Origin of the sequence: Psychromarinibacter halotolerans, from assembly GCF_029168315.1 — a bacterium.
In the GTDB taxonomy this organism is placed as follows: domain Bacteria; phylum Pseudomonadota; class Alphaproteobacteria; order Rhodobacterales; family Rhodobacteraceae; genus Psychromarinibacter; species Psychromarinibacter halotolerans.
Genome location: NZ_JARGYD010000007.1, coordinates 1 through 15935, shown reverse-complemented (window position 1 = coordinate 15935; position 15935 = coordinate 1). Strand labels below are relative to the sequence as shown.

20 protein-coding genes are annotated in these 15935 nt (G+C 65.8%); 13 read left to right on the top strand and 7 right to left on the bottom strand.

The genetic code is table 11. From position 1 onward, the window contains the following. Positions 1 to 4: 4 nt before the first annotated feature. The 3 genes from P1K30_RS16815 to P1K30_RS16805 all read right to left on the bottom strand — a co-directional run bounded on the left by P1K30_RS16815 (position 5) and on the right by P1K30_RS16805 (position 1460). Complete coding sequence (locus P1K30_RS16815; protein WP_275633931.1) at positions 5 to 289, bottom strand: hypothetical protein; 285 nt, start codon at positions 287 to 289, stop codon at positions 5 to 7. A 97-nt stretch (positions 290 to 386) separates the two neighbouring features. Next, on the bottom strand, positions 387 to 704 hold the full coding sequence (locus tag P1K30_RS16810; protein WP_275633930.1) for a DUF1244 domain-containing protein: 318 nt from the start codon (positions 702 to 704) through the stop codon (positions 387 to 389). A 15-nt stretch (positions 705 to 719) separates the two neighbouring features. Beyond that, positions 720 to 1460, bottom strand: a complete 741-nt coding sequence (locus P1K30_RS16805; protein WP_275633929.1) for an N-formylglutamate amidohydrolase — start codon at positions 1458 to 1460, stop codon at positions 720 to 722. A 135-nt stretch (positions 1461 to 1595) separates the two neighbouring features. Between P1K30_RS16805 and pyk the strand changes: the two genes are divergently transcribed. Both pyk and P1K30_RS16795 read left to right on the top strand, forming a co-directional pair. Then, positions 1596 to 3041, top strand: a complete 1446-nt coding sequence (gene pyk, locus P1K30_RS16800) for a pyruvate kinase (RefSeq protein WP_275633928.1) — start codon at positions 1596 to 1598, stop codon at positions 3039 to 3041. Between the two features lie 12 nt (positions 3042 to 3053). Beyond that, the gene (locus P1K30_RS16795) at positions 3054 to 3281 is read left to right on the top strand and encodes a hypothetical protein (protein ID WP_275633927.1); all 228 of its coding nucleotides are present in this window, start codon (positions 3054 to 3056) and stop codon (positions 3279 to 3281) included. A 45-nt stretch (positions 3282 to 3326) separates the two neighbouring features. Here the strand turns inward: P1K30_RS16795 and P1K30_RS16790 are convergent, their stop codons facing one another. Continuing rightward, positions 3327 to 3965, bottom strand: coding sequence for a transglycosylase SLT domain-containing protein (locus P1K30_RS16790; protein ID WP_275633926.1), 639 nt, complete (start codon positions 3963 to 3965; stop codon positions 3327 to 3329). A 224-nt stretch (positions 3966 to 4189) separates the two neighbouring features. Here P1K30_RS16790 and rpmI point away from each other — a divergent pair, with 224 nt between their 5' ends. Beyond that, complete coding sequence (gene rpmI, locus P1K30_RS16785; protein ID WP_275633925.1) at positions 4190 to 4390, top strand: 50S ribosomal protein L35; 201 nt, start codon at positions 4190 to 4192, stop codon at positions 4388 to 4390. A 15-nt stretch (positions 4391 to 4405) separates the two neighbouring features. Next, positions 4406 to 4771: a 50S ribosomal protein L20 gene (gene rplT, locus P1K30_RS16780; protein WP_275633924.1), complete on the top strand. Its 366-nt coding sequence runs from the start codon at positions 4406 to 4408 to the stop codon at positions 4769 to 4771. Positions 4772 to 4853: 82 nt separating this feature from the next. Here rplT and P1K30_RS16775 read toward each other — a convergent pair whose 3' ends face one another. From P1K30_RS16775 to P1K30_RS16765, 3 genes are all read right to left on the bottom strand, one after another. After that, positions 4854 to 5912, bottom strand: coding sequence for a hypothetical protein (locus tag P1K30_RS16775; protein WP_275633923.1), 1059 nt, complete (start codon positions 5910 to 5912; stop codon positions 4854 to 4856). Between the two features lie 66 nt (positions 5913 to 5978). Beyond that, positions 5979 to 6395, bottom strand: a complete 417-nt coding sequence (locus P1K30_RS16770) for a hypothetical protein (RefSeq protein WP_275633922.1) — start codon at positions 6393 to 6395, stop codon at positions 5979 to 5981. Next, positions 6395 to 7810, bottom strand: a complete 1416-nt coding sequence (locus tag P1K30_RS16765; RefSeq protein ID WP_275633921.1) for a GMC oxidoreductase — start codon at positions 7808 to 7810, stop codon at positions 6395 to 6397. Before P1K30_RS16765 ends, P1K30_RS16770 begins: the two co-directional genes overlap by 1 nt. Before the next feature lie 168 nt (positions 7811 to 7978). Between P1K30_RS16765 and pheS the strand changes: the two genes are divergently transcribed. From pheS to P1K30_RS16720, 9 genes are all read left to right on the top strand, one after another. Next, positions 7979 to 9052 (top strand): phenylalanine--tRNA ligase subunit alpha, encoded by a 1074-nt coding sequence (gene pheS, locus P1K30_RS16760; RefSeq protein ID WP_275633920.1) that lies wholly within the window; start codon positions 7979 to 7981, stop codon positions 9050 to 9052. A 14-nt stretch (positions 9053 to 9066) separates the two neighbouring features. After that, complete coding sequence (locus tag P1K30_RS16755) at positions 9067 to 9417, top strand: hypothetical protein (protein WP_275633919.1); 351 nt, start codon at positions 9067 to 9069, stop codon at positions 9415 to 9417. A 72-nt stretch (positions 9418 to 9489) separates the two neighbouring features. Beyond that, positions 9490 to 9771 carry a YrhK family protein gene (locus P1K30_RS16750; RefSeq protein WP_275633918.1) on the top strand — a complete coding sequence of 94 codons (282 nt, stop codon included), beginning with the start codon at positions 9490 to 9492 and terminating at the stop codon, positions 9769 to 9771. Positions 9772 to 10081: 310 nt separating this feature from the next. After that, complete coding sequence (gene pheT / locus P1K30_RS16745; RefSeq protein ID WP_275633917.1) at positions 10082 to 12484, top strand: phenylalanine--tRNA ligase subunit beta; 2403 nt, start codon at positions 10082 to 10084, stop codon at positions 12482 to 12484. Between the two features lie 232 nt (positions 12485 to 12716). Beyond that, positions 12717 to 13169 (top strand): YtoQ family protein, encoded by a 453-nt coding sequence (locus P1K30_RS16740; RefSeq protein ID WP_275633916.1) that lies wholly within the window; start codon positions 12717 to 12719, stop codon positions 13167 to 13169. 138 nt (positions 13170 to 13307) lie between these two features. Beyond that, positions 13308 to 13607, top strand: coding sequence for a hypothetical protein (locus P1K30_RS16735; protein WP_275633915.1), 300 nt, complete (start codon positions 13308 to 13310; stop codon positions 13605 to 13607). A gap of 298 nt (positions 13608 to 13905) precedes the next feature. Then, entirely contained in the window at positions 13906 to 14274 is a 369-nt protein-coding gene (gene rpsM / locus P1K30_RS16730) for a 30S ribosomal protein S13 (RefSeq protein WP_275633914.1), read from the top strand. Positions 14275 to 14289: 15 nt separating this feature from the next. Next, on the top strand, positions 14290 to 14679 hold the full coding sequence (gene rpsK, locus P1K30_RS16725) for a 30S ribosomal protein S11 (protein ID WP_275633913.1): 390 nt from the start codon (positions 14290 to 14292) through the stop codon (positions 14677 to 14679). Positions 14680 to 14800: 121 nt separating this feature from the next. After that, on the top strand, positions 14801 to 15817 hold the full coding sequence (locus P1K30_RS16720; RefSeq protein WP_275633912.1) for a DNA-directed RNA polymerase subunit alpha: 1017 nt from the start codon (positions 14801 to 14803) through the stop codon (positions 15815 to 15817). Positions 15818 to 15935: the final 118 nt, after the last annotated feature.

Below are 15935 nucleotides of genomic sequence, written 5' to 3'. Positions count from 1 at the left end.
TCTCCTAGCGATAGTAGGTCGCATTCGCGATCGCGGTCTTAAGCCGCAAACGCTTTTTCAGATAACGGTCGCCCGACAGCAGGATCGCATACAGCGCGGTGACGCTGTCGGTAGTCATGCGATCGACGGGCGCGCTGAGATTGTAGGCGCGCAACTTTCGCTCGACCAGCGCGACCAGCTGTGCGCTGGGCGCGGCGACGGCGGGGGTCGCGGTTGTCAGGACCGGGGCAGCGGCAAGTGCGCCGTACAGCGGCAGCGACATCAGGGTGGCGATGATAGCTTTCTTCATGCAAGCCTCCTGCGCTTCGGGACGGTGTGTCCCAATGTGGACCCAAGTCTGGGCCGCCCCCGCCCCAAGGGCAAATCAACTTTGCCGGTTCGAAGGGTCAGCCGTTCGGGTCGCCGACGTTTTCCTTGAACGCCTTTTCGAAGGCCGCCTGCTTTTCCGGTCCGGCCTCTGTCTGGTTCTGGGCGCGCCACTGGTCGTAGGGCATACCGTAGAAAACCTCGCGGCCTTCTTCCTTCGACATCTCGATGCCGCGTTCGTTCGCGGCCTCTTGGTACCAGCGCGACAGGCAGTTCCGGCAAAAGCCCGCAAGGTTCATCAGGTCGATGTTCTGCACGTCGGGCCGGTCCTGCATCAGGTGCTGCTGCAGGCGGCGGAACGCGGCGGCCTCAAGTTCAAGCTTGGTCTGGGCGTCCATGACGGTCCTCCTGAATCAAAGTTGGATGCGACGCAGGGCGTCTTCAAGGATGGGCGCAAGGCGGTCGGCCCACGCGTGCTGGTCGGCCTCGGTCTCGATCAGGTCGTGCCGAACCTCGATCAGCGCGTTGGGGCGGCCGTGGCGCAGGGCATGGCGGTCGACGCTGTCACCCTTCAACTCGCCTGAATAGGGCTCGTTCTCGCCCACGAAAAGGTCAGGCTCTTCGCGCAGGCGGTCGATCAGGGCCCGGCCCAGCCGCGCGTCATAGCCGTATAGCACGCCCACCTGCCAAGGCCGCATCGCGCGCCCGTTCAGCCGCGGGGTAAAGCTGTGGACGGCGACATAGACGGTATCGTCGCGCCGTGCGGCAAGCTGCTCGACGGCGTCGTGATAGGGGCGATAGCACAGGTCCAGCCGCCGCTCGCGCTCGGCCGCGTCCATGTGGCGGTTTCCGGGGATCACGGTGCCGTCGTACAGCTGCATCAGCAGCGTCGGGTCGTCCTCGCCCCGGTTCGGGTCGATCACAAGGCGGGAAAAGGTCGACAGGATCGCCGGGCTGTCCAGACGTTCCGCCAGCCGGCGCGTCAGCTCTGCCGCGCCGACGTCATAGGCGATGTGCCGCTGCATCTCGCGCTCGGGCAGGCCAAGGTCGCCGTCCGCGATCATCGGCGGCACCGCGTTGGACGCGTGATCGCAGGTGATAAGGAAACGACCCGGCCGGTCGGCTCCGTGAACTTGATAAGCGTCAAAGCTCATGAATGCAGCATCCTTTGTATCGGCCGGATGAATAAGGCGCAGTATCGGGAAGCGCCAGTTGTCAGTGAACGGGAATTCCGCCATAGGTGGGCGAAACGTCGCCGAGAACGCTAACAATTTCAACAGGACGGGCCGATGAGACGTCTTCGCAATATCAAGATCGTGGCCACGCTGGGCCCGTCGAGCACGGGTTACGACATGATCCGCGCACTGTTTCGCAACGGGGCCGACGTGTTCCGGCTGAACATGAGCCACGGCTCGCACGAGGAAATCGCGACCCGGCACGCCAATATCCGCAAGGTCGAGGAAGACACCGGCCGCCCCATCGCCATCCTCGCCGACCTTCAGGGGCCGAAGCTGCGCGTGGGCGTGTTCAAGAACGGGGCCGAGACCCTGTCGGACGGCCAGATGTTCCGGCTCGACCTTGATACTGCCGAGGGCGACAACACCCGCGTCTGCCTGCCCCACAAGGAAATCTTCGAGGCGCTGGAACCCGGCACCACCGTTCTGGTGAACGACGGCAAGATCCGTCTGCGTGTCACCGAGTGCGCCAACGACTACGCCAATTGCGAGGTGATCGCGGGCGGCGAGATCTCGAACCGCAAGGGTGTGAACGTGCCCGACGTGGTCCTGCCGCTGGCCGCCCTGTCCGAGAAGGACAAGAAAGACCTCGAGTTTGTGGCCGAACTGGGTGTCGACTGGATCGCGCTGAGCTTCGTGCAGCGCAAGGAAGACATGCTGGAAGCCCGCGAACTGGTGAAGGGCCGCGCCGCGGTGCTGGCCAAGATCGAAAAGCCCGCCGCCGTGAAAAGCTTCGACGAGATCCTAGAGGTCTCTGACGGGATCATGGTCGCGCGCGGGGATCTGGGCGTCGAACTGCCGGTGCAGAACGTGCCGCCGATCCAGAAACGCCTGATCCGCAAGTGCCGCGCCGTCGCCAAGCCGGTGATCGTCGCGACGCAGATGCTGGAGTCGATGATCGACAGCCCGATGCCCACGCGGGCCGAGGTTTCGGACGTCGCGAACGCCATCTACGAAGGCGCGGACGCCGTCATGCTGTCCGCCGAATCCGCCGCCGGCCGCTTCCCGATCGAGGCGGTGCAGACGATGCACAACGTGGCGATCGAGGTCGAAAGCGACCCGACCTACCGTGTCGTCATCGGTGCGTCGCGTGGCGCCGAGAAGATGACCATCGCCGACGGCATCGTGTCCGCCGCCCGCGAAATCGCCGAGACCGCCGACATCAAGGCCATCGCCTGTTTCAGCCAGTCCGGCACCACCGTGGGGCTGGTCGCCCGCGAACGGCCCTCGGTCCCGATCATCGCGATGGCGGCGACCACGCGGACCGCGCGCCGGTTGTGCCTGACATGGGGCGCGCACTGCGTGAAGACCGACGAGATGGGCCGCTTCAAGGAAGCGGTCGTCCGCGCCGTCCGGGCCGCCACGCAGGAAGGTTTCGCCGCCAAAGAGGACGACATCGTCGTCACCGCGGGCGTCCCCTTCAACGTGCCGGGCACCACGAACATCCTGCGCGTCGCGCCTTGCGACGAACGCAAGATCTACTCGGCAGAGCCGGAATAAGGACGCGGTCGCGTGGCGATGTCCTCGGCCGACCTGTATCTGGTCCTCGGGCTGATCCTCGCCACGTTCGCCGTGCCGTCCCTGCTTGGGGCCTTCGCCGACCGGCGTCGGCCTTGGGTGGCGGTGCTGGTCTTTGCCATCGGCGCCGGCATGGTGGGGGTCGCGCTGTCGCGGCAGTCCTACACCCTGCACGGCGTGCCCGAGGCGTTCGTCCGGGTGGTGGCCTACTTCGTGCGCTAGACCTGCGCGAGATGTGCGCGGGGCCCGAGCGGCCCCGCTGCGCGGTCATAGCCCGCAGAACAGCAGGTGCTCGAAATAGCGGTCAGCCCGGCTGGCGACGCCGTCCGATACCCGCAGCAGCCACGTCTTCTTCAGGTGATTGCCCCGCTGAAAACCGGCCCGACCTTCGTGATAGGCAAGGTACGAGTTCTTGGCGTCGTTCAGCGGAATCCCCAGCGCGCGGTTCGATTCACTGATGTACCAGCCCATGAAATCGGTCGCGTCGTTGAAGTTGTTGCGCTGGGCGCCGTTGCGGGCAGGGCCCTTCAGGTAATCGCCCCACGTGCCGTCCAGCACCTGAGCATAGCCGTAGGCGGACGAAATCCTGTCGCGCGATCCCTTCTTGCGCGGCGGCCGCGCGTCCGAGCGGAACGTCGATTCCTGAAACAGGATCGCCATCTGCACATGCACCGGCACGCCCCACTTCCGCTCTGACGCGCGCAGCGCCTCGTAGTAGTGGGGCCGTTCGGTGATCACCGCGCAGGCGTTCTCCGGGTTGCGGGGGGCGTCGCCCATGCCGTCCCCGCCGCCGCCGCAACCGGCAAGCGCCAGCAATGGCAGAAGCACCGCCAGCGGCAGGGCGCGGCGGATCAGGGGCGCACGGGTCGTGCCGGCGCATATTGCACCGGGAACGGTCGTGGTCATGGGAACTGCTCTTTGGTCTTGTCTTGTTTTGTGGATAACATAGCGCGTTTCGCGGCAATTCTCAAACCGCACGATTGCGCCTCGTGCGCAGGGCGGGATCGCGGTGCCGTCCGGGAAATCAGGGCTTGCCAGCTGTGCCTTGCCCCCTTATACGGCGCCTCTCGAATAACTGCGTGGCCGGCTTATGGCATGCCGAGTCGCGCTTTCACCGCAAGGAGACGGAAATGCCGAAGATGAAGACCAAGTCGAGCGCGAAAAAGCGCTTCAAGGTGTCGGCGACCGGGAAAGTCATTTCCGGTCAGGCCGGCAAGCGCCACGGGATGATCAAACGTCACAAGAAGTTCATCCGCGACGCGCGTGGCACCACCACCCTGTCCGCCCCTGACGCCAAGATCGTCAAGGGCTACATGCCCTACGACCGCTGATAGGAGTGATCTGATATGTCCCGCGTTAAAGGTGGAACCGTAACCCACGCCCGTCACAAGAAGGTCCTGAAGGCCGCGAAAGGCTACTACGCCGCGCGTTCGACGAACTTCAAGACTGCCAAGCAGGCCGTCGACAAGGCCAACCAGTACGCGACCCGTGACCGTCGCGCGCGCAAGCGGAACTTCCGCGCGCTGTGGATCCAGCGGATCAACGCCGCTGTCCGCGCCCACGATGAATCGCTGACGTACTCGCGCTTCATCAACGGTCTGGCGCTGGCCGGCATCGAAGTGGACCGCAAGGTTCTGGCCGACCTGGCCGTGAACGAACCGACCGCGTTCAACTCGATCGTGGATCAGGCCAAGGCCGCGCTGCCTGCCTGATAAAGGCGAGCATCACGTTTTTCGAAGGGCCGTGCCGAAAGGTGCGGCCCTTTCGCTTTTCCGGGACACCAACCATCCGACGCTAGGGGTTGGTGAACTCCGTCCCGGTCCAGATCCAGTCGACGGGACCGATCCGGCTGGAACTTGTCCGGATCGGCACCGTGGCGCCGGGGAAAAAGCTTATCCCCGCGTGCAGGATCGAAATCGTGGGGCGGCCGGGTGGCAGGGCGGGCCAAACGTAGACATCGGCCGAGCACATCGCAGCGCCGCAGTACCCCGCGCCGCGCGTAACTGCCGGGCCTACGCCGTTGCAGGTGACCTTTCCCCAATTGACCACGTGATCCGGCTGGCCGTCGCCGGTCAGATCGCCTCGGAACAACGCGCCATCCGCCACTTCTGCCGTACCGGGCTGGCAGGCGTCCCGGATCGTGGCGCTCAGAACGTCCGGAAGCGCCGTGTCCTGGGGACGATCGACGATAAGCGGGATGGATGGCGTTTCGTGGGCAGGCGCAGTCGTTCGCGGCACGATCAGGGGAATGCCACCCGCGGGGGCTGAGGGCTGCGGCAACGGGATCAGGGGAATGCTCCTGACAGTGTCGCGTTCTGGTGCGGGCTTGGTAGGGTTTTCGCCCGGCGGGAAGGCCGCATCGGGACGGGGCGGAGGAAACACGCCCGGTCCGGTGCGGCCCGGCCCGCATTCCGCCAGAACGGCGCCGATGGCCCGCCGCGACCCCGACAGCCCCACCCGCATCGACCCGGACGGAACGCTGATGTCGGCCGCGGACCCGCTCATCATCGCCTTCGCCACGGCGGGAAGCAGTGGGGCTGACCAGCCCGGCTCGGCCGCCACGGGTTCGGCGAAGGCGGGCAGGCGGAAGGACCGGCCAGAAGCACGAACGACCATCTCTCCGGTGGCATAGGTAGGCGAGAACCTAATGCTGTGGACGTGCAGCACCGCGCCGAAGTCTTCGCAGTCCACCGTCACGGTCCAGGGGGCCCGTCCGCTGCCCTGGCTTAGCGCCCATGCGGCCCTGTTGCGGAACTCGGTGTCGCCATGCCACCAGATGCCCAAATTGCCCTGCGCAGCCGCTGCAGATGCAAAGGCCAAGACGGCCAGAAACGAAGCCAGATACGCCTTCATGAAAATCCCCGGTTCTAAAAGTGGAAAGCGTCCTTCCCCGCGCCCTTCTCTGTCAAGCGCGGCGGGTCAAAGCCACATCGCGCTCAGGGGGTTGGCGCAGGGGTTCGCGTAGGGATCGGGCATTCCGAGGTACACCAGCGGTTCACCCGTCTCGAAAGCGCGCACCGCGTTGGTGGCGTGCATGAACGTCAGCGTCACCACCTCTGTCAGGTTTGCGCGCTCGGCACGGGGGCCGGACAGCTGGGGCGACAGCATCCACGTGGTCGGCTTGGTGATCCGCTGGGCGGGCGGTGTGATGCCGTCCCAGATGGCCGCGACGTCCGCGATGAACAGGTCGGCCTCGGGGTCGGCGGCGATGACATCGCCGAAGCCCGTGCGCAGGATATGGCGCAGCTCGTCGTCGATCCGCCGCGTCAACAGGGGCGCCGCGACGGCGGCGGCGATGGCGGCGAAGCCACCGGCAAACACCGTCCGCCGCCGCATCACACCGATCTCGCGGCGCGCAGAGACAGGGCCGACAGCGTCAGCGTCGGATTGGCCGCGGACGAGGTCGGATAGGCCCCGGCACCCAACGCGAACAGCCCGTCGACCTCGTGGCAGCGCAGGTATCCGTCGGTGACAGAGGTTCCGGCGTCCGCGCCCATCCGGTGCGTGCCCTGGATGTGCGCCTCGGTTTCCGAGAAGTGCTTGGACACGACGCCCTCAAGCGGAAACGGGAAAACGTCGGCCAGCCCGGCCTCGGCGCGTTCGATCCCGGCATAGGCATAATCGGAATGTCCGATCCACGTGATCTCGGCGGCGTCGTCTTCGCCCAGCGTCACGCGGTTGTCGGCCTGCGGCAGATCCTCGGCGATCAGCTTCAGCTTAAGCCGTTCGGTCCACCGCCCGCGATCCGTCCGCAACTCGTTCGGGGCGTTGTAATTCTCTAGCAGCACCGCCCCCGCCGTGGCGCGATGCGGGCCGTCGTAGAAGCCATAGCAATGCCCGGTGATCGAGGTGCCGCCGAAATAGTTCGGCGCGCCCACGTCCACGATCATCTCTAGGCTGACCTGCTCGTGCAGGTAGCGTCCCAGCGCCGGAGAGGTCAGCCCGCTCCGAAGCAGGATCGCCGCGTTGCCGATCGCGTTCGCCGCCACGGCGACCAGCCCGGCGCGCACAGACCGTTCCGTGCCGTCCGCCTCGCGCAACATCACGCCGGTTGCGGTGCCAGCCTCGACGCTGACCGCCCGCACTTCGGCGCCGCTCACCAGCCGGACGTTGTCGCGCACGAAGGCGTCGATTCCGTTCAGCACCGTGAACTTCGAATCCACCGGGCACAGATCGCAGACGCCGTTGGTGCAGCATCCGGCGCGGCGACCGCCGTTGGCGCGGGCGCAGGCGACCGGTAGCCAGATGTCGGGCCGCGCCGCGATACAGGCCGCGTCGCTTCGGGACACGGGATGCGCAGGAAACGGGAATGGTCCCGACCGTGGATGCACGGGGTCGTCGTCCGGCCCGGCGATTTCCATGATCGCCTCGACCTCGGCATAGAAGGGCTCAAGGTCGTCGTACCGGATCGGCCAGGGGGCGCCGACGCCGTGATCTTCGAACAGTGTGAAATCGGACGGGTGGAACCTTGGTACCTGTCCCCACCAGCAGTTCGAATTGCCGCCGAACATCGTGTGCGCCACCCAGTGCTTCGGTCGGCCTGAACGGTTGTCGAACCGGAATTCGGCGCGCGGAAGCTCCATCGTGGCAAGCTGGTCGGCATGGGAAACGGTCGGTCCCTTCTCGACCACCAGCACGCGGGCGTCGCGGGGCAGTCCGGCAAGAAAAAACATCGCCGCAAAGCTGCTGCCGGCGATTACGACATCCCACTGGTCCGCCGCGGCCTGTTCCGCGGTGATGGTCTCGAACATGGGACGCCTGCTCCTGCCCCGGTTTTCGCGTCACTATAAAGGGGGGCGATTCAAAGGCAAGCAAGCCTCCCGGCGGTGCTTTTGCCGGGGCCGCAAACACGGCACAGCCTTGCATTCGGAGGCCGCGCTGGGTAGCAGATGCCGCGACCAAGGCAGACGAGGCCCACGATGGACGATCTCAGAACCAAATACCTCGACGCGATCGCCGGTGCCGGCGACGAGTCCGCGCTCGAGGACCTGCGTCTGCAGGCCGTCGGCAAGAAGGGCGAGGTCGCTCTCAAGATGCGCGAACTGGGCAAGATGACCCCGGAAGAGCGTCAGGTGATGGGCCCGAAGCTGAACGCGCTGAAGGACGAGATCAACTCGGCGCTTGCTGCCAAGAAATCCGCGCTGGCCGATGCCGCGCTGGACGAACGCCTGCGCACCGAGTGGCTGGACGTCACGCTGCCGTCGCGCCCGGTGCGGCAGGGGTCGGTCCACCCGGTCAGCCAAGTGACCGAAGAGGTGACGACGATCTTCGCCGACATGGGCTTTGCCGTGGCCGAGGGCCCGCAGGTCGAGGACGACTGGTACAACTTCGATGCGCTGAACATCCCGGCCGAGCATCCGACCCGGACCGAGATGGACACGTTCTACATGCACCGTGCCGAGGGCGACGTCCGCCCGCCGCATGTGCTGCGGACCCATACCTCGCCGGTGCAGATCCGCGCGATGCTGGAACAGGGCGCCCCGATCCGTGTGATCGCACCGGGTCGCGTGTACCGCGCCGACTATGACCAGACCCACACGCCGATGTTCCACCAGATCGAAGGTCTGGCCATCGACCGCGATATCTCGATGGCGAACCTGAAATGGTGCCTTGAGGAATTCTGCCGCGCCTTCTTCGAAGTCGACAAGGTCGAGCTTCGCTTCCGCGCGTCGCACTTCCCCTTCACCGAACCCTCGGCAGAGGTCGACCTGCGCTGTTCGTGGCAGGACGGAACGCTGAAGGTCGGAGAAGGCGACGACTGGATGGAGATCCTTGGGTCGGGCATGGTGCATCCGCATGTGCTGCGCTCGGGCGGGATCGACCCCGATCAGTGGCAGGGCTTCGCCTTCGGGATCGGCATCGACCGGCTGGCGATGCTGAAATACGGCATCCCCGACCTGCGCGCCTTCTTCGACAGCGACCTGCGCTGGCTGCGCCACTACGGCTTTTCCGCGCTGGACATGCCGTCGTTGGCGGGCGGGCTAAGCCGCTGAACCCGGCGCGGCTGTTGACGCTTCGGCTGGCGGTGCAAAGCCGCCTTGCCGCGGCTCAGCTTCGCCGCGCCGCAACCGACCCCGCGCTTCAGGCCGAACTGGCCGAATTGGAGCAGGCGGCGCGCGAGGCCGAGGCCGCCGTGCGCGCCAACACCCTGACCGCCACGCAGGGCCGCACGCTGGCCGATGCCAATGACCGGCTGCGCGCGATCTTCGACGGATCGCACGGTGGCGATGTGGCGATGGCCCGCAAGGTGGCACGTGACTTCCACGCCGACGGGGGCGATACGCGCGGGTTCGGCGCCCGCTATCGCCCGTCGAGGGGCTGGCTGCGCTTTTTCCGCGACGAAGTTTTCCGCCGCTGAGGTCCGGTCGGGCTGGCCGTTGGGGCAACCGCCGCTATCGTTGTGGTCGCACCGCAGCCAAGGGGAAACGACATGCGCTTGTTCCGTCACGAGAACCGCCAACGCAACCACGGCACGCGCCGCGTCTACGCGATGTTCGAACTGGCCTACACTTTCGTCGATTTCAGCGCGGCCGTCTGTTTCACCATCGGGTCGGTCCTGTTCTTCTGGGACAGCACGATGACCATCGCGACATGGCTGTTTCTGGTCGGCTCGATCCTGTTCGCCGCCAAGCCCTCGCTGCGGCTGGCGCGCGAGATCAAGCTGGCGCGCATGGGCGAGTTGGAAAAGCTGGCGGAACGGGTCGAAAGCTGACGGCCGGGTAGGGGCGTCAGATATGTGGCTTCGCCCTGGCGGCGCTGCATTCGGTTCGCTCCGGGCTCCAGTGCGCCTTTTCGCGGACCGGGTCCGTTCCGGGGTTCCGCCCGTTCGCCCCTTGAAAGGTCCACTGGACCTTTCGCCGCCTTCGGTGGACCGGGGCCGTTGCCGGGGCTCCGCCCGTTCGCCCCTTGAAAGGTCCACTGGACCTTTCACCACCTTCGGTGGACCGGGGCGAACCCCTTCCGGTTCCCTCTCGATTTCGCTAAGGACACCGCGACCGCATGACGAGGCAAGAGGCACGCCCATGAAATTCACGATGTCCTGGCTGAAGGACCATCTCGACACCACCGCGTCGGTGGACGAGATCGCCGAGACGCTGACCGACCTCGGGCTGGAAGTCGAAGAGGTGACAAACCCCCTCGACACGCTGAAGGGCTTTACCGTCGGCTTCGTGCAAGAGGCCGAGAAACACCCCGATGCCGACCGCCTTCGCGTCTGCAAGGTCGAGACCGCCGATGGCGTTCAGCAGATCATCTGCGGCGCCCCGAACGCGCGCGCCGGCATCCATGTCGTCGTGGCCCGGCCCGGTATGTACGTTCCCGGCATCGACACCACCATTCAGGTCGGCAAGATCCGCGGCATCGAAAGCCACGGCATGATGTGTTCGGAACGCGAGATGGAACTGTCGGAAGAACACGACGGCATCATCGAACTGCCGGGCGAACCCACCGTCGGCACCGAATTCGCCGACTGGCTGGCCGCCAACCGGCCGCAGGTGGTCGATCCCGTGATCGAAATCGCGATCACCCCGAACCGTCAGGACGCGCTGGGCATCCGCGGCATCGCCCGCGATCTTGCCGCGCGTGGGCTTGGCACGCTGAAGCCCTATACCGTCGAACCCGTCGCCGGCGCGTTCGAAAGCCCGATCAAGGTGACCATCGCCGACGAGTTGAAGGACAAGGCCTGCCCGCACTTCACCGGCCGCGTTATCCGTGGTGTGAAGAACGGCCCCAGCCCCGACTGGCTGCAGGCCCGGCTTAAGGCCATCGGCCTGCGCCCGATCTCGGCGCTGGTGGACATCACCAACTTCTTCACCTTCGACCAGAACCGCCCGCTGCACGTCTTCGACGCCGACATCGTCAAGGGTGACCTCAACGTGCGCTGGGTCGACGCGCCGACCGAGTACGAGGGGCTGGACGACAAGACCTACACGGTCGAGCCGGGCATGATGGGGATCTACGACGACGAGGGCCTCGAAAGCATCGGCGGCTGCCTTGGCGGCGCCCATACCGGCTGCACCGAGGACACCGTGAACGTGTTCCTCGAAAGCGCCTACTGGGATCCGGTCACCATCGCCGCCACGGGCCGTAAACTGCGCCTGAACTCGGACGCCAAGTACCGGTTCGAACGCGGAGTCGACCCGGCCTTCACCCTGCCGGGGCTCGAGGCCGCGACGCGGATGATCCTGGACATCTGCGGCGGCGAGGCGTCCGAGGTGGTGCAGGACGGCGCGCCGCTGCCGACCGACCGCGCCTACAAGCTCGATACCGACCGCGTCGCCAGCCTCGTCGGCATGGACATCCCGGCCGAAACGCAGCGCAAGACCCTTCAGGACCTTGGCTTCACGCTGAAGGACGGCATGGCGCACCCGCCGTCGTGGCGCCCCGACGTGAAGGGCGAAGCCGACCTCGTCGAAGAGGTCGCCCGCATCGCGTCGCTGACCAAGCTTGAAGGCCGCCCCATGCCGCGCCCGCAGGCCGGTGTGCCGAAGCCGGTGCTCACCGTCGCGCAACAGCGCGAACGGTCCGCCCGCCGTACCGCTGCGGTGCTGGGCTACAACGAGTGCGTGACCTACTCGTTCATCGATCAGGCCAGCGCGCAGCTGTTCGGCGGCGGCGATGACGCCACCCGGCTCGAGAACCCGATCAGCTCGGAAATGAGCCACATGCGCCCGGCGCTGCTGCCCGGCCTGCTGCAGGCCGCGGCCCGCAATCAGGCGCGCGGCTTCGCCGACATGGCCCTGTTCGAGATCGGCGCGGCCTTCCACGGCGGCGAACCCGGCGAACAGCACCTGCTGCTGTCGGGCCTGCTGGTCGGCCACACCGGTCCCCGCGACGTGCACGGCGCCCGCCGTCCGGTCGACGTGTTCGACGTGAAGGCGGATGCCGAGGCGGTGCTGTCCGCCATCGGCGCGCCCGCAAAGGTGCAGATCCTGCGCGGCGCGCAGGGCTGGTGGCACCCGGGCCGGCACGGCAAGATCTGCCTTGGGCCCAAAAAGGTGCTGGGTGTCTTCGGCGAACTGCACCCGAAGGTGCTGCAGCAGATGGACGTGAAAGGCCCCGCGGTGGCCTTCACCATCTGGCCCGCCGAGGTGCCGGTGAAACGCGCCACCGGCGCCACCCGCGCGGCGCTCGACATCAGCGACCTGCAGGCCGTGGAACGCGACTTCGCTTTCGTGGTCGACGCCGATGTCGAGGCGCTGACCCTCGTCAACGCGGCGGCCGGGGCCGACAAGGCGCTGATCGAGGACGTGCGCGTCTTCGACGAGTTCATCGGCGGCGCGCTGGGCGAGGGCAAGAAGTCCCTCGCGATCACGGTGCGCCTGCAGCCCACGGACCAGACGCTGACCGAAAAGGACATCGAGGCGATCGGCGCCAAAATTGTCGACAAGGTCACCAAAGCCACCGGCGGCACGCTGCGCAGCTGATGCCCGACCGGACATGACGCAACGGGGCCGTCGGGGAAAACCCCCGGCGGCCCCTTTGTCTTCCCGCCCTGCTTCTTCTCTTCGGGAAATACCTCGGGGGAGCCGCGCAGCGCGCGGCGGGGGCAGCGCCCCCAAACCTCTATCCCCTTGGCCGCTACCCTCCCGTCCGCACCGGCTTTGACATTCCCGCCCCGGGAAGCTAGCCCGCTTGCGAACCGCAATGGAGGACGCGATGACGCTGAAGGTCTATCTCTCGGGCGAGATCCACACCGATTGGCGCGAACGGATCGTCGAGGGGGCGAAAGGGCTGGACGTCAGCTTTGACGGCCCGGTGACCGATCATGCGGCCTCGGACGATTGCGGCGTCGCGATCCTCGGTGCCGAGCCGAACAAGTTCTGGCACGATCACAAGGGCGCACAGGTCAACGCGATCCGGACCCGCAAGGGGCTTGCGGACGCCGATGTCGTGGTGGTCCGGTTCGGCGACAAGTACAAGCAATGGAACGCGGCCTTCGACGCGGGCTATGCCGCCGCGCTGGGCAAGTCGCTGATCGTGCTGCACGGCCCCGACCACCAGCACGCTCTGAAAGAAGTCGACGCCGCCGCGCTCGCGGTGGCCGAGGATCCGCTTCAGGTGGTCGACATCCTTCGCTACGTCCTGACCGGCGCGCTGCCTGCGGGTTGACCCGACGCGCGTCGGCGCCTCCGTCCGCAGCTTGACAGGTCTGTTGACGCAAGGGCATTCTTGATCCGCACCAAGTGAATTTTGACGGAGTCGCGGGGCGATCCGCCCCCGGCCCGGGTATTGGTTGGGAGGGGCCGGATGGCTCGATTTGTCCTTATGGCGGCGTTGATCCTGCCGATTGCCGGCTGCGCCCAGTTCGTTTCCAGAAATTCAGAACCCGATCTGCGCTTTGGCATGGGCTACCGGGGAACCGACGATCCCTGTCGCCGCGTGGGCGCGACCCGCTACACCGCGCCCTATATCAACCGCGACGAGGATCTCGTGGGCTGCCCGGTCGATTTCGAGGGCCGCCCCGAGTTTCAGGAACGTCTTGGCGGGCGCGAGGTGACGCGGACGGACGACTGGGTGATTTACCGCGTGCCGCTGACGGGAGAGTGATCGCCGCCCGGCAATGACGGACGCAGAAATCGCTTCCGCTTCCGTATCCTGCCGGGGTAGGATGCCCGAAGGTGCCAATCTGCGCTGCATCGCGGCTTGCGTGTGGCCAAGGTATTGACCTTTCCTCACCAGCCCCTTATCCCGCAGCGTCTCGACAGAGAATCGGCCGCAAGCCGGGGTCGCGCCCCGCTTACAGTCAACTTCGTATAGCAAAGACCCGCAGGCCCTTGTGTCCGCGGGTTCGCGTTGTGAAAAAAGGTTCTGGTATTACGGAACCGCAACTGAAAAGGACATATACGTGGCACGTATCGCCGGCGTTAACATCCCGACATCCAAGCGCGTTCCGATCGCGCTTACCTACATTCACGGTATCGGCCCCGCGGTCGCGAAAAGCATCTGCGAAGCCATTGGCATCGATTCCACCCGTCGCGTCAACGAACTGTCCGACGCCGAAGTGCTGCAGATCCGCGAGCACATCGACGCCAACGTGACGGTCGAAGGCGACCTGCGCCGTGAAGTTCAGATGAACATCAAGCGCCTGATGGACCTTGGCTGCTACCGCGGTCTGCGCCACCGCCGCAACCTGCCCGTGCGCGGTCAGCGCACCCATACCAACGCCCGTACCCGCAAGGGCCCGGCGAAGCCGATTGCCGGCAAGAAGAAGTAAGGGAGAGCAGGAACAATGGCACGCGATCGTCGCGCTCCGAAGCGCAAGGTATCCAAGAACATCGCCGCTGGTGTCGCTCATGTGAACTCCAGCTTCAACAACACCAAGATCCTGATCTCCGACGTGCAGGGCAACGCGATCTCGTGGTCGTCCGCCGGCACGATGGGCTTCAAGGGTTCGCGCAAATCGACTCCGTACGCCGCCCAGATGGCCGCCGAGGATGCTGGCCGCAAGGCGCAGGAACACGGCGTGAAAACGCTGGAAGTCGAAGTGCAGGGCCCCGGTTCGGGCCGTGAAAGCGCGCTGCGCGCGCTGGCTGCCGCCGGCTTCAACATCACGTCGATCCGCGACGTGACGCCGATCGCGCACAACGGCTGCCGTCCGCCGAAGCGTCGCCGCGTCTGATCGGGGATCGCCAACTATCACGGGCTGCGCAGACCCCCGCGCGGCCCGTTAAGTCGTTTTTACCTCGGGAGTCGTCCGCCACGGGTCATAGGGCGGAGGGCAGGAATGGAGGCCGCACAGCATGATCCATAAGAACTGGCAGGAACTGATCAAACCGACGCAGCTTGACGTCAAGCCGGGCAACGACCCTGCGCGTCAGGCCACCGTCATCGCCGAACCGCTGGAACGCGGCTTCGGTCTGACGCTGGGCAACGCGCTGCGCCGCGTTCTGCTGTCGTCGCTTCAGGGCGCCGCGATCACCAGCGTGCAGATCGACAACGTCCTGCACGAATTCTCGTCCATCGCCGGCGTCCGCGAGGACGTGACCGACGTGGTCCTGAACCTGAAAGGTGTTGCGATCCGCATGGATGTCGAGGGGCCGAAGCGTCTTTCGATCTCTGCCAAGGGTCCGATGGTCGTCACCGCCGGTGACATCTCGGAATCTGCGGGCATCGAAATCCTGAACAAGGATCACGTCATCTGTCACCTCGACGACGGCGCGAACCTGTTCATGGAACTGACCGTGAGCACCGGCAAGGGCTATGTCTCGGCCGACAAGAACCGCCCGGAAGACGCGCCCATCGGCCTGATGCCGATCGACGCGATCTATTCGCCGGTCAAGCGCGTGTCCTACGACGTGCAGCCGACCCGCGAAGGTCAGGTGCTGGACTATGACAAGCTGACCCTGAAGATCGAAACCGACGGTTCGATCTCGCCGGATGATGCGGTGGCCTTCGCTGCCCGTATTCTGCAGGACCAGCTGTCGATCTTCGTGAACTTCGAAGAACCCGAAGCCGCCGGCCGCGCCGACGAGGACGAAGGTCTGGAGTTCAACCCGCTGCTGCTGAAGAAGGTCGACGAGCTCGAGCTGTCGGTCCGTTCGGCGAACTGCCTGAAGAACGACAACATCGTCTACATTGGCGACCTGATTCAGAAGACCGAAGCCGAGATGCTCCGCACCCCGAACTTCGGCCGCAAGTCGCTGAACGAGATCAAAGAAGTGCTTTCGGGCATGGGTCTGCACCTTGGCATGGATGTCGAGGAATGGCCGCCCGAGAACATCGAGGATCTGGCGAAGAAATTCGAAGACCAGTTCTAAGGTCTTCGATGGGGTGCGCAGTGAATGCGCACCCTACAATACCGGCACCGCACGTGCCGACGACTCCGTGGGTGCGCATGAATGCGCACCCTACCGGCCCCGTAGGGTGCGCATTCAT